This is a genomic window from Leptospira yasudae (assembly GCF_003545925.1).
GTDB classification, from domain to species: domain Bacteria; phylum Spirochaetota; class Leptospiria; order Leptospirales; family Leptospiraceae; genus Leptospira; species Leptospira yasudae.
Window position 1 is genome coordinate 86,231 of sequence record NZ_QHCU01000001.1, and the last position, 13,175, is coordinate 99,405.

12 protein-coding genes and 1 tRNA gene are annotated in these 13,175 nt (G+C 46.9%); 5 read left to right on the top strand and 8 right to left on the bottom strand.

Annotated elements, in window-relative coordinates:
• Nucleotides 1-50: 50 nt before the first annotated feature.
• Together DLM76_RS00380 and DLM76_RS00385 are read right to left on the bottom strand one after the other, a co-directional pair.
• Nucleotides 51-1,775 (bottom strand): methyl-accepting chemotaxis protein, encoded by a 1,725-nt coding sequence (locus DLM76_RS00380; RefSeq protein WP_118964069.1) that lies wholly within the window; start codon nucleotides 1,773-1,775, stop codon nucleotides 51-53.
• Between the two features lie 420 nt (nucleotides 1,776-2,195).
• Nucleotides 2,196-2,855: a transglutaminase-like domain-containing protein gene (locus DLM76_RS00385; protein ID WP_118964070.1), complete on the bottom strand. Its 660-nt coding sequence runs from the start codon at nucleotides 2,853-2,855 to the stop codon at nucleotides 2,196-2,198.
• 241 nt (nucleotides 2,856-3,096) lie between these two features.
• Between DLM76_RS00385 and DLM76_RS00390 the strand changes: the two genes are divergently transcribed.
• From DLM76_RS00390 to DLM76_RS00400, 3 genes are read left to right on the top strand one after another with little or no spacing between them, the layout of a single operon-like run.
• Nucleotides 3,097-3,528: an LIC11213 family lipoprotein gene (locus DLM76_RS00390; RefSeq protein WP_118956398.1), complete on the top strand. Its 432-nt coding sequence runs from the start codon at nucleotides 3,097-3,099 to the stop codon at nucleotides 3,526-3,528.
• Between the two features lie 44 nt (nucleotides 3,529-3,572).
• Nucleotides 3,573-4,097: a YceI family protein gene (locus DLM76_RS00395; RefSeq protein ID WP_118964521.1), complete on the top strand. Its 525-nt coding sequence runs from the start codon at nucleotides 3,573-3,575 to the stop codon at nucleotides 4,095-4,097.
• Complete coding sequence (locus DLM76_RS00400; RefSeq protein ID WP_118964071.1) at nucleotides 4,079-5,155, top strand: DUF5777 family beta-barrel protein; 1,077 nt, start codon at nucleotides 4,079-4,081, stop codon at nucleotides 5,153-5,155. The genes DLM76_RS00395 and DLM76_RS00400 overlap by 19 nt, the downstream gene beginning before the upstream one ends.
• 181 nt (nucleotides 5,156-5,336) lie before the next feature.
• Here the strand turns inward: DLM76_RS00400 and DLM76_RS21810 are convergent, their stop codons facing one another.
• Nucleotides 5,337-7,523 carry a hypothetical protein gene (locus DLM76_RS21810; RefSeq protein WP_118964072.1) on the bottom strand — a complete coding sequence of 729 codons (2,187 nt, stop codon included), beginning with the start codon at nucleotides 7,521-7,523 and terminating at the stop codon, nucleotides 5,337-5,339.
• Between the two features lie 129 nt (nucleotides 7,524-7,652).
• On the opposite strand from DLM76_RS21810, the gene DLM76_RS00410 reads away from it, so the two are divergent.
• Nucleotides 7,653-8,057 (top strand): PaaI family thioesterase, encoded by a 405-nt coding sequence (locus DLM76_RS00410; protein WP_000648186.1) that lies wholly within the window; start codon nucleotides 7,653-7,655, stop codon nucleotides 8,055-8,057.
• 21 nt (nucleotides 8,058-8,078) lie between these two features.
• A tRNA-Leu gene (locus DLM76_RS00415) sits at nucleotides 8,079-8,162 on the top strand.
• Between the two features lie 409 nt (nucleotides 8,163-8,571).
• Here the strand turns inward: DLM76_RS00415 and DLM76_RS00420 are convergent.
• The 5 genes from DLM76_RS00420 to DLM76_RS00440 all read right to left on the bottom strand — a co-directional run bounded on the left by DLM76_RS00420 (nucleotide 8,572) and on the right by DLM76_RS00440 (nucleotide 13,175).
• A complete protein-coding gene (locus tag DLM76_RS00420) occupies nucleotides 8,572-8,964 on the bottom strand; it encodes a DoxX-like family protein (RefSeq protein ID WP_118956394.1) in 393 nt (130 codons plus the stop codon).
• 145 nt (nucleotides 8,965-9,109) lie between these two features.
• A complete protein-coding gene (locus tag DLM76_RS00425) occupies nucleotides 9,110-9,877 on the bottom strand; it encodes a hypothetical protein (RefSeq protein ID WP_118964522.1) in 768 nt (255 codons plus the stop codon).
• 79 nt (nucleotides 9,878-9,956) lie between these two features.
• Nucleotides 9,957-11,171 carry an EAL domain-containing response regulator gene (locus tag DLM76_RS00430; RefSeq protein ID WP_118964073.1) on the bottom strand — a complete coding sequence of 405 codons (1,215 nt, stop codon included), beginning with the start codon at nucleotides 11,169-11,171 and terminating at the stop codon, nucleotides 9,957-9,959.
• Nucleotides 11,172-11,182: 11 nt separating this feature from the next.
• Entirely contained in the window at nucleotides 11,183-12,724 is a 1,542-nt protein-coding gene (locus DLM76_RS00435; RefSeq protein ID WP_118964074.1) for a hybrid sensor histidine kinase/response regulator, read from the bottom strand.
• Nucleotides 12,714-13,175 carry a response regulator gene (locus DLM76_RS00440; protein WP_118964075.1) on the bottom strand — a complete coding sequence of 154 codons (462 nt, stop codon included), beginning with the start codon at nucleotides 13,173-13,175 and terminating at the stop codon, nucleotides 12,714-12,716. Before DLM76_RS00440 ends, DLM76_RS00435 begins: the two co-directional genes overlap by 11 nt.

Below are 13,175 nucleotides of genomic sequence, written 5' to 3' on the forward strand. Positions count from 1 at the left end.
TTTTCTTTCTATAGATGCGATTTTAAATCTACTTTTCGTTCCGAAAACTTCTATCCCTTGAGAAAGCTCATCGTTTCCTGCAGATTTTTCGCGATCTGCAACAAACTCACCGCGCTTCCCGCAATCTGTTCCGAATTCGCCGCGCTGTTTTGAACGGTAATGGAAATATTCGAAACCGCGTTTGCGGTTTCCGCGATCGCCACCTTTTGTTCCTTCACGGAATTGCGGATTTCTTCTGACTTCGCGTCCACTTGATCGACTCCCGAACGTATCTTCTCCTTCTTCTCTTGCTGAAGTTCCATAGTCGCCACGATCTGGTTGGAAGATTCCTTCAAATGTTCGAGACCGCTCAAGATCTGAGCGTAAACTGTAACGGAATTTTCCACGATCTTTCTTCCGGTTTCAATCTCGGCATTGCTCGTTTTGATGAGTTCTTCGATCGTCATCGCACTGGAATCGGTTTGTTCCGCAAGTCTCGTAATCTCGCTTGCAACCACCGCAAACCCTCTTCCGTGTTCCCCGGCTCTTGCCGCTTCGATCGCCGCGTTTAACGCGAGTAAGTTGACCTTTTCGGAAATCTCCTTGATGATCGCGGTGATGGATTGCATTTCCACGGAACTGTTCTCGATCTTTTCCATACTTTCGGAAAGATCGCCCATCGTCTTCTTACCGGAATCGGTTTTGAGATACATCTCGGAAATCTTATCCAGAGAATTCTTAACCGCGTCTCCCACCTTCGAGATCATTCCTTCCAGTTCGCGCATTTCGCCGTTAAACGAAGAAATCAAGGCGTATTGGGATTCCGCATTCCTCGTTACGTATTCCATCCCGGAACTGATTTCTTCCACGGATGCGGAAATCTCCTCCACCGAAGCGGACTCTGATTGCGCATTGGAGGAAAGGTGATCGGCCGATTGGGAAAGCTGTTCGGAAGAAGCAACGATACTTTCCGAAAAGTTCATAATCGTATCGAGCATCTCCTTCACCTTAATCTGAAAAAGACGGAAGGCAATCAGAAGAAGATAGAGTTCGTCCTTTTTCTTTTTGTCCTCGTCCACCTCGACCGGGTGAGAAAAGTCCGCGTTTACGATCGCTCCGCTGATGGTGGTCAGGCCTTTGACCAATTGGATCGAGTAGATCACCGCGATCAGAAGAATGTATGTCAGAGTTATTCCCGAAAGAAGAATGAACACGAACCAGCTGAAAGCGAATTCCTTCTCCGCTTTGATGTAAATCGAGTCCGTGATTCTCAACTGAACCTGGATCAACTCTTCGATTTTTTCGGTCACCGGATCGATTCTAGGATAAAGGCGTTTTTCCGCAAAAACCCCGAGTTCTTCGAAGTTTCTCGTTGTCATCAGCTCTCTCGCTTCGGCAACCGCGGCGTTGGATGCGTCAAACAAAGGAGTTAATTCCTTGATGATCACTTCCTCTTCCTTTACGAGATGCGTCGAGCTGTAAGCGGTCCATTCCTTTTGAATTCCGGAAGTCGCTTTATCCAGATTGGCAACGCCTTCTTCGGGGGTGAACGCTCCGCTTCTCACTTTGTGAACGCAATCCACGATGAAAATCGCGTAGAGATCGGAGATTTTCTTCAATTGTTTCAGAGGAATTACACGATCTTCGTAGATCGTTTCAATGTCTTCGATTCTATCTTTCGTGTTGGTAAGCGCTAAACCAACCAACAAAGCGATCGGTATCAAAACCGATCCGAATAGAAGCATAAGCTTTTTTCGAATTCCTAACCTTTGGATGAATATATATATCTTTTTCATAGATTTTAAGGCGGCTAATAATAGCCTTAATCCCATGGGTAGTCAAGTGTTTTCAAAAACGAGGCAGTGTTTACTTATATAAGTTTATAAAGTAATCAGACGCAGAGATAATGTGAGTCAAAGCTCTTATGTTTTAGAGCAATTCTAAACGCAAAGAATAGCGCACACACATACAAAGGGTTATTCTAAAAACAACAGAAGGAGCGTTCACTTATTTCTTGGAGGAAAAGAGACCGTATACTTATTTAAATGAACACATCGTAAAAGATAAGATGAGAAAAACGAATCCAGAGCACGGAAGAATGCAGGAAATTTATTTCTTCGGTTTAAAAAGAAGTTCCGATTTGGAATGATTTTAAATCCGCACTAAAAAGAGACGTAATCAAATCGCATAGAAAACGGATGTGTCCGACAAGAATGTCAAACCGAAGGCTTTTCGTTTCTCAAATCACCTTGAAACGTCTTACCCATCACGTTCGGATAGAAGTCCTTGAGACCTTGGATTACGAATTCGAACGGAAAGTCCTCGAAAACTCCCCGATGATTTACGTATTCCATGAACTTCTTCCCTTCTCCGTCGAACGAATGAAAGATCGTATCGTTTTTTCCGTCGAAGTCGAGAGGAGCGACTCCGAATCGTATACAAAGTTCCTTGTCAAAAACGGGAGTCGCTTTGACCCAAACTCCGTCTATTAGAATTTCTGCATATCCATGAAATGCGAAAATCGTCGTCCCAAGATGACGGATCAATCGTTCACTCGCTAGATGATTGACCACATCCGAAAATCCGATCTTGGAAGGGAACCCGAGAGCCCTTGCGCCGGACGCAAAAAGAATCGACTTCGGAATACAATAGTTCTGCTTACTGTCGGCGATCGTACTGGACTTATAGGATTCTTTCCGATCGTTCACTTGATACGGATTGTATCGAATCTGATCTCGAACACCTAAATAAAATTCTTTGAGTTTTTCCAAGGGAGAATTTTCGGCGGTCGTCACTCGTTCCAAAAATTTCCGCACCGATTCGGAATCGTGATCGAGATAGTATGTGGATTTTAAAGTCGATTCCAGGGATTGCATCTTCGTACTCCGACTCGGATTTGCTTTCACTACACTATTTTTTACGGGGACCTTCGCGTCCACTGCAATCGATCCTATAATTCGGAGAGTCAATTTTTGATTTTTCTTCCCGAAAATCGTGCGTATGTTCTTGGAAATGCGAAATTATAAATTTTGATTTTTACTGTAAAAATCCGTTATAAGATTGGAAATCGCGAACGGTATTCTATCTGTTGTAAATCCGTTTTCAAAGGAGAATGTTATGAAAGAAAAACACAATCGATGGACGATCGGAATTTTAATTCTCGCTCTCGGCCTTTCCTCGATTCTACTCGCCTGTCAAAACGAAAAAAGTTCGGATAAGGAGGATTCTCTCAGGAATCTCGCCTTTCTACTGGGTTCGGCCGCTCCTCTCAAAGAACTGAGCAATTCCGATTGCACCGATCCCGCTCCCGCATTCTCCACGTTAAACGCGGCCGGAACTTCGACTTGTTCCACTTGTCATAATGCGAGCAACGCAAACGCCGGTTTTGATATCACTTCTTACAACGCGGTTCGAAACCGAGTGGTCGTAAACGATCCGAGAAACAGCCTTCTGTTTCAAAAAATCAACTCGGGCACGATGAGAATTTACAACAACGATTCGATCAACAAGGCGGTCTTCTGCTGGATTCTCAAAGGAGCCAATCCTTGATTTCTGCGCTTCTTCATTCGAATCGTACATTCGCTTTTTATTCTATTCTAATTTTCTGGAGCTTTTCCGCCTTTGCGGCGGATAAGAATCCCAAGGAATGGATCGTAAAAGAGGCGAACATTCGGTTTTTGAGCGAAGCTCCTCAGGAAACGATCCAAGGAACCGCTTCCAAAGCCGAAGGAACGGCCAATTTGGATACGAAGAAGTTCTGGTTTCGCGTGAATCTGAACGACTTGAACGTTCCCAATCGACTGATGAACAAACACATGCACGAGAATTATCTGGAAACGGAAAAGTTCCCGCTCGCAACGTTTCACGGAAACATCGTCAAGTGGGATAAAGCTTCCAAAACGGTACTCGTGGAAGGAGAATTTTCGATCCACGGAATCTCCAAGAAGAACGTTCGAGTCCAGGGAATCTTCGAGGAAAAAGAAAAAGAACTTGCGGTCAACGCGACCTTCGATCTACTTCTGACCGACTTTAAAATCGAAATTCCTAAATTAGTAATTTTGAAACTGAATGAAAAAATAAGAATCGAAACATCCGTAACATGGCAAACCAAAGAATAAAACTTTTCCTTCTTCCTTTTTTGTTTCTAATTTCTGTCGGACTTTCCGCGCAGGAACAAAGAAAATCCGCGTTTCTCGGAAGCAGTTTGATCCACATGCCCAGCACCGAGGACGTGGGCAAAAACGGATTGGACTTCCGAATCAATCACCGTTTCGGAAATGCGAAGTCCACTTCGTACGACTTCATCGGTTTGGACAACGGAGCCAACACGCAGCTTTCCCTCGACTACGGATTGACCGATCGGATCACGATCGGAGTCGCAAGGACTTCGTTTCAAAAAACGTACGAGGCGAGAGGGAAGGTTCGCCTTTTGACGCAAGATTCGAACTTTCCGGTAACGGTCAGTTTTTTCGGAGTGTTCGGTCAGGAAACGGAGGAGCAGGAACGATTCTACGGTCCTTATCTCAAGGTTTCGACGGGACTTAACACCTTCGATTCCGAGGCGAATAAAAAGCTGAATACGTACGAACTGACGTATACAGATCGCCAAAGCACTTTGGCTTCGTTCTTGATTTCGAAACGATTCGGAGACGTGTTCTCTCTTCAACTTTCTCCGATGTTCGTTCATAGAAATTTCGTAAAAGATCATATCTCGAACGATCGAACCGGTTTGGACGTTTCGTTCCGGATTCATCTTTTCAAACGATTGGACTTCACGTTCGGAACGATTCTCACCCCGAAACGGGATTACATCGGAGACTCGTATGTTACCGAAGACCGCAAAACGAAAATCGGAGGAGTGGAATATTCCGCTTCGGAGATCAACGATCTCATCGCGAGAGGAAGAACGATCGACGCGGTCATCAACAACATTCTTCTTTCCAAGCCGGTGGAATACATGTCCGTTCCTTTGAGTTTCGGCGTGGACTTTGAAACCGGAGGCCACGTGTTTCAATTGTTCGTTACGAACAGCCGATCCATCGCTCACACGCAATTGCTCCGCGGGGCAGATTACGATTACAACAAGAAAGAATGGACGGTGGGTTTTAACATCCATCGTTATTTTTCCTTGGAGAGTTCGGAGAATTCTACCGCCGCGGCTCAAAAAACGAACTAAAAATCGGTTAGCGTTCTTTGGCTTACGGTCTTAGCGATCGAACAAAGAACGCTTCAACCAAGAATGGAAGCTCGCGTTCCGAGAAAATCGGAGAAAGAGCCGCTTACGACTGCGTTTTACTTTCAGAAGCAAGGGAGAATCGATGATCGCTCTCCGATCGGAAATTTTTCCTGATTAGCCGTTAGCCGCCTTTGGCCATAAGATATTTTTCCATAAACTCGGTGATGTCCTTGATGTTTCGATTGATCATCTTTCTGAGTTCGGGAGGAATGTTCTGCGATTTGATGACTCGATAGTAGTTCAGCGCGTTCTTGAGCATCTTCCTTCTCGCGAATTCCTGCGCCTTTACGAGCATCGGTTTATACTTGTAATAGGAGTATTCCATAATACTGTAATTCTTAGAAAGTTTGAAGGCGTGCGGAATCTTGTCGAAGTCGTAGGTCAGAGTCAAGAACGGGGCGTCGTCCACTTCCGGAGGTTTTAACTCCAGAATCCCGTGGATCATTCTCGGTTCTTCTTCTTTGGAACCTCCTCCGGATTCTTCTCCGCCTCCTTCTTCTTCCTCCGTTTCCTCGTCGAACGGCTGCAAACCTCCTTCGAGAACCTCGATCTCGGGAGCTTCTTCCGCTTCGGGAGTCGTCGGAGTAGGCGCAAGATGCGGAATCTCCGGAGTCGCTTCGGCAGTCTTTTGATATTCCGGATCGGGTAGACCTATTTTAGGAAGTTCTAATGGTTTAAATTCTTTTTCCGGAGCTTCGGAGGGAGCCGCTTCGAAACGAACTTCTCCGGAAGGTGCGGGACTCGGAGCCGGGGGCGGACCTTCATCCGGAGGACGAACGGTTTTGTCTTGCGGATCGGGAAGTCGGATCGGTACGAGTTCGATCTTAGGAACGACGGGAGCCAAGAACGGAGGAAGGTCGTCCCGCATCGGCGGCATTTCCATTTCCGACCAGTCGTAGGGAGGCGATTCTTCCGACGGAGTTGGAGCTTCGGCTCGTTCTTTCTTTTTCTGTTCTTCCTTTTGTTTGAGATAGTCATCTCGAAGTTTGAATAGATCTTCTTGTCGGCGGTCGTCTCCCTGTCTTCGATCCTTTCGGGTCGGATCTTCACCGCGACGGTCACTGCCGGATCGTCTGCTTTCTCCGGTTCGGCGATCGACTAAAGGAAGATCTTTGAACTTCTCCCATTCTTCCGAGAAGAATGTGTCGTCGGGAAGATCCATCGCGTTCGGATCCAGATGCTCTCTGGAAGAAGGTGTGGACGGAACTCCGCCCCCGCCGCCTGCACCACCACCTCCGCCGGGAGAACCACCCCCAGATCCGCTTTTAGAGCCGGAACTCAATGACTCACTCTCTATGGATCGTTCGTCACCTCCACCGCCAGGAGCCGAAGGAGTTCCCACACCGGAACCGTCTCCACCTCCGAATCCGCCTGGTCCAGCTCCGGGTCCACCCGAGCCTGCTCCACCCCCGCCGCCACCTGCGCCTCCTCCCATAGGGAAAGTAGGATATACACCCCCACCACCCGCTAAGGATTCCGGACTTGGAGGAGGAATGCTCCCCGGAGGTAAGGCCGGACCGGGACTGAAAATATGATAGGAAATCGGCCCCGGAGGCAGACTACCAGGCACGGTCGGAGGACCGGGCAACGCGCCCGGGTCCAAAGGAGAAAGCGGAAGTGAAATCGGATTGGAAAATCCTTTCGAGATGGTATCGCCTAACGACTCACTGATGTCCTTGATGGCGCGGACCAAATCTCCCAAAGGAATCGGAGCGCCGCCGTAGTCGTCCGGACGATAGACTTCCTCTTCGTCGCTCTCGAGATGATTCTGGATCTGATCGATATTCTCCTGAATCTTCCCTTGAATCTCTTCGTCGGGAACTCGAGTCTTGGTTCTTTTATAAATTTCTAATGCACCGTTGTAGCTTTCCTTATCAACGAGAGCTTCCGCGTTGATGAGAGGACGACGATGATTCGCAAATTTGGAATTGTTGCGAATGATATCGTCGACTTTGTTCTTAAGATCTAACTTAGGCTTTTTCCGAAGACCGGGAAAATCTTCTTTGTGTTTTTGCGCGTCTTCCTTTCCGGGTCTTGGTCCGCCTGCGGATGGAGCCTGCGCGCCCGCACCACCTGTGGACGGAAGACCGGCCCCCGGTTGTTGCCCGGCTCCTCCTGGAGCGCCCGGTTGAGAAACGGGAATTTCTTTTCCTCGATCCCCGCGAACGTTAGTCCCACCGCCGCCCGGTCCCGCACCGCCTGGCCCGCCGGACGAGGATTTTCCCGAACCGGAATCGCCGTCTTTCGAGGCAGGTTTGTCTCTGAAAAGAGTGTAGGCTCCTGCCCCCGCGGATAAAAGACCTAACATGAATAAGAGGAGTGTTGTCATAGGGCGAAGCTACTGTTCTTAAAATCGACCAAACCGGATACCGATCTTGAACTCATTCGGACTTCTTTTTGTAATTGACGTCATGGATGTATAGTATATTTCTGACTTATGAAAGCTTCGGTTCGGGCAAACTTAAGTTTTGGATCCAGTCCAGACAATCCGGACGGACTTCAATTGAAAATCACCTTTGACGAAGATACACAATCCGCATACGGTGACTTCACTTGTCCGGAAAAGTTTCAAGGTCAGCCAGACGTAATTCATCCAGGGATTATATCTACGATCTTAGACGAAATCATGGTCAAAATCAACGAAGCCATGAATTTCAAAACAACCACGGGTGAACTAACGATTCGTTTTCTTCAGCCTGCCTTCGTCAACCAGCCGCTCCATTTGCGCGGATGGTTTGTGAAGAAGAACAAGAAAGTGATCGAAAACCGAGCCGAGATCGAAAACGAGATCGGAAAAATCGTAGCTCGTGGAAAAGGCAAGTACATCGAAGTAGACGACTGATCTTTCTTCCGCAATCAAACCGCCGATGTGGTGAAACTGGTAGACGCAGTGGATTCAAAATCCACCGGGGGCAACTCTGTGTCGGTTCGAGTCCGACCATCGGCAAGATTAAAGAAATTCAAAACTCACCCGACACAACTCAATGTCGGTTCCAGTCGCCCCATCAGCCAAGATTAAAGAAATTCAAAACTCAACCGACACAACTCAATGTCGGTTCCAGTCACCCCATCAGCCAAGATTTTAAACCAACAACAAATGCAGGACTCGAAGCGGGCAGAACATCGTTTCGGGCGGCTCCTGCAAGTTTCTTCTAAAAACGCGAACCCTTTCTAAATACGGCAGGACCGAGCTCTTCCGCGACTTCGCTTCCGCTTCGGTCACTCCGTGACCGCGTTCTCTCACTCGCAGTTGCTCGTTCGATCCCGCGTCGCTTCGATCTCTGCCGCGTCGTGTTTAGAGGATTTTGTTGGAACTCCGCCAATCTCCTAAATCGCATTCAAAAAGCGGAATGCTTTTAGTAGCTTTTGTTCGTAAGAATTCTGGAAAAGATGGGATTTCGATCCTTGCTCGCAAAAAGCTGTAGAATGCAACAGCTCAAAACCACAAAGGCGAGAATAAACGAAACTCCCGCTTCTCCCTGAAAACCGAGCATGGAAATATGGGAACCGATGGCGCCGATCATGATTACGGTAGCGATCATCGCACCCAGCCAACTCGTCTGTGGAATCAATAATAACAAAACGACTCCAAGTTCGAAAAATCCGACCACATAACGCCCAAAAGGTTCGGCGTCCAATGCGGTAAACGTAGCGATGGAACGTTCTGCGCCGGAAAGTTTAAAGTAAAATGCCGGAGTCAAAATCGCAATCGCAATGATCCTTGTCGTCCAATCTAATATTTTTTTCATAGACCTTACTCCACTTTTAGCGTCCATATTCTAACAACTGGAGAATGTCATCGCAAGGACTTTTCCAAAAAAGCGCCGATCATAAAACCGGAATCCGCACCGATTTATTTTTTTCTAATGAAGTCTAATTCGTCGATCGATCCGTCTAAGCCGATTCGAATCTTCCGTTTCGCTTTAACGCATCTTCGAAAAAATCCCTTTCGACTTGATCGATCGCTTTTAAGATCAGCTTCATTTCGGAATCGGAAAGTCCCTGAAAGAGTTCTTCTCCCTTTTGAAGAATGGCAAGACCCAATCGGATGCCTGAGACATCTTCGGAAGTGTACGTCTTCGGCTTGCTTTCCATCTTTGCGACGATGGCTTTCATCATCGAAACGATTTTAGCGAGAAGTTCGCGGTTCGACAGGGTTTCGAAAAGCTTTACGACGTCATCTCTGAACTGGTCCGCTTCCTTTTTGGGAACGCGGGAAATGATTCTTTCAAAAACGATTTCGTTCTCCGGATCGTTTCCCGCTCTCAATTCTTCCTTTGTAAATTCGAACATAAGGGCTTCGAAATGTCTCGCAGTAAGATACGAATGAAGCGCCGCAAATCCGGTTTTAAACGCAGCCCCGATATGTCTTCCGAAACTGAGAGCCGCGGCGCCTAAGGAACCGATCAAACCGAAAACCTTGGAAGGACTGTGAACGAAACCCGAAAGTGAATCAAAAGCGCCGTCCAAAAGAACGCGGCCTTCGTATTCGGGATAAAGGAGTTCCAAAAAATATTTCAAAAGAGTATCGACGACCGAACGGGGAATTTCGCGCAATTCCGGATAACGTTCCAAGTTGGAGGCGGAATATCTCCGGATCAATGAAGAACGATACGCGCGGATGAGAATCGGAAAGTCCGGGTCCTGGAGAAAATTTTTCATTCTTCCGGAAGGATGGAATTCTCCATCGGAGAGTAAATCAGAAAAAAAGAACAACGATCTCGAACCGCAATCGTCGCGTTTAGGCTTTAAAGTTCGCTAAGTATTGCAGAGCCGCGTCGGCGGGCATCGGCTTGCTGTAAAAATAACCTTGTCCTTTATCGCAGCCTTCCTTCTTCATCAACTCGCCGACTTCCGCGGTTTCGATTCCTTCCGCAACGACCGTCATTCCGAGTTTATGACCGAGATCGATCGCAGCCTGACAGATAAAAAGCGCTTCCTTATCGTACGGAGCCACGCTCACAAACGAACGATCGATCTTGAGTTCCGTAAACGGATAACGATGAATCTGTTTCAAGGAAGAATAACCGATTCCGAAGTCGTCCACGGAAAGACCGATCCCGCGGATTCGAATCCGAGTCAGAATGTCGAGAGTCGACGTGATGTTTTCCAATAACTGAGTTTCCGTCACTTCCACGATAAGCTGATTGTTTTTTAAACCGAACCCCTCGATCATCTTGGAAATCGTTTCGGGAAGAATGAGTTTGTTCAAACTTACCGGAGAAACGTTCACCGCAACCGCGATACCCGGAAATTGTTTGTTCCAAATCGAACACTGACCGAGCGCTTGTAAAATCAACTTCTCCGTCATCGCGTCCATCAAACTGGGATACGATTCCAAAGTGGGGATGAATGAATCGGGAAAAACCAAACCTCGCACCGGATGAGCCCAACGCACCAAGGATTCAAAACCGGAGACAGTTCCCGTTTTAAAATTGATCTTAGGCTGATAAAAAAGACGAAACTGATCCTCTCGAATTCCTTGTTCGATCTCTTCCGCAGTGATCGCCGAAGCGGGTTCAGCAACGGGTCGCTTGCCGACTGTCGAAGAATTGACAGAATCGCTCTTGTTATCGGAAATCAATCCCGTTAGAACTCTTTGATATTCTTGAATTCGAATGGGTTTTTCCAGAACGCCTGAAATTTTTAATCCGTATTGAATCGCAAGGGATTCCGCGCTTTGTAACACGCGTCGATCCGCGCCGCTGATGAGAATCACGGAAACGGATAATTTTTTCCCGGATAACATCCGTAAAACGTCCACCCCGTCCACGCCGGGAATCATCAGATCTAAAATGATATATTGCGTATGATCGCCAAGCTTTTCAAAGAAAACCCCGGCTTCGTGCGTGATCGTAACTTCAAAGCCGCATTGTTTGGCTAGATCTCCGAGGATCCCGGCGATCTCTTCCTCGTCATCTAGAATCAGTAAATTAGGTAGAGGGTGCTGATTCATGAATGGCTAATTTATAATCGACCGAAATGATTCACAAGAGATTTTCGAGAAATCGGCCAAGGGATTTCCGAAGAATTTTCCGATCCGTTTTCCGAAACGGATGCGGAAACGTAAAATGTTTTCAGCATAGAATTCGACTTCTCCGCATTTCTGCAAATCTCCTTCCATTGAGGGAAGGATTCTCCCCAACATTCCGAGAATAAAACGGCTTTCCCTTTCACTTTTGAAAGTTCGGATTGAAAGGAGGTTAATTCTTGAAATCGACGAACCTGAAATCCTAAAGTCCGAAAGACATAAGAGGTTCTCTTCGATGTTTCTCCCTCCCCCGTAAAATAAAAGATTTCAGATCCATCACCGGAGATCGCATTCCCTGAGGGATGCAAGTTCGGTTGCCGTTCTTCCAAGGGAAAGTAGGCGTAAAAGTCGGAACACCAACCGGGGTGCGATTCGAAGGCGACTTTACCGCCGCTTCGTTTCACAAATCCGAAAACCATCGAAAGCCCGAGCCCGGAACTTTTCCCTTTCGGTTTCGTGGTGATAAACGGTTCGAAAATTTTATCCGCGATGTTTGCATCCACTCCCCGCCCGTTGTCCGCGATCCTGAGCAAAAAATAATTTCCGATTTCTAAACCGAATTCCTTCGATTCTTTGGAAGAGGTCACGGCGATCGTATCCGTTTCGATCAGAACGGTCCCTCCCGATTCTTCCACGGCTTCCTTTGCGTTTTGCAGCAAATGCATGAGACAATTTGCAAATTCGCTTCGATCGATTCTACACTTGGCGCCCCGGCCTCCCGGTTCGAAAACAACCCGAACGTTTTCCGGAAACGGTTCGACCGGTTTTTCCAAATATTCTCCGATCCATCGATCCGGTTCTACGGATTCGGGATTGAGGGATTGTTTTCGGGAGAAGTTTAGAAGTTTCTTATTTACTTCCGCGCCTCGCATCACCGCTCCTTGTGCGGAATTGACTCGACTGAGAACGTTCGGCTGCTCCTTGCATTGCATTTCCAAAAGGTCCAAATTCGCGATGATGATGTTTAGAATATTATTAAAATCGTGTGCGATCCCGCCGGCAAATTGCGCGATCGTTTCCATTCTCATGAGAAGCGGGTCCGCAAGTGCATTCTCTTTTTTGAATGTTTCTTCGTTTCTATTTTGCAAAAGCAAAAAGAAGACTTTGGCAAGGACAAACGTCGAAAGAGTCTTTTTGTCCAGATATCCTTGAAATCCCGCTTCTTCCGCTAAGGATGCGATTTCCGATTCCGGCAAACCCGAAATCAAAACGGCGGGTGCCAATCCGGACGCAGAACGAATTTCTTTTAATAATTCAGGACCGGTCTTCGGTCCTAAAAAATGATCGATCACATAGATTTTGTAAGCATCGGAATTCGATCGGATCTCCGCAAGCGCCGCGTCCGCATTCTGAAATCGAGTCACTTTGTATTTTGGATACGAAATATCGCCGAGATATTCCTTAAAAAGAATAAAATCCTCCTCGTCGTCTTCGACTAACAATACTTTGACGACATCGAACGAATCGTCAGGAAACAATGGGAAGCTCCACGATTTCGAGCCAGTATTGTCCGAGTGTTCGAATCGTTTCCATAAAAGCTCCGAACTCGACCGGTTTACGGATAAAGGAATTCGCGCCGAGATCGTAAGTCTGCAGCATATCTTCCTCTTCCCGGGAAGTAGTCAAAACGATGACCGGAATTTTTTTGAATTCGGGAATGGTCTTGATCGTTTTCAAAACCTCTCTTCCGTCCATCTTGGGCATATTCAAATCCAGAAGAATGATTCCGGGACGGGGGTATTTTAGAATATCCGAATATTCTCCTTTGTTTTGAAGAAATTCGAACAGCTCCTCTCCGTCCTTTACGAAGTGAAGCGGATTGATGAGGTTATTCTCCCGAAATCCGTCGCGCATCAAAAGACGATCGTCCGGATCGTCCTCCGCCACGAGTATATGAATGGAATTTTGATTTTTAATTTCCGGCTTCAT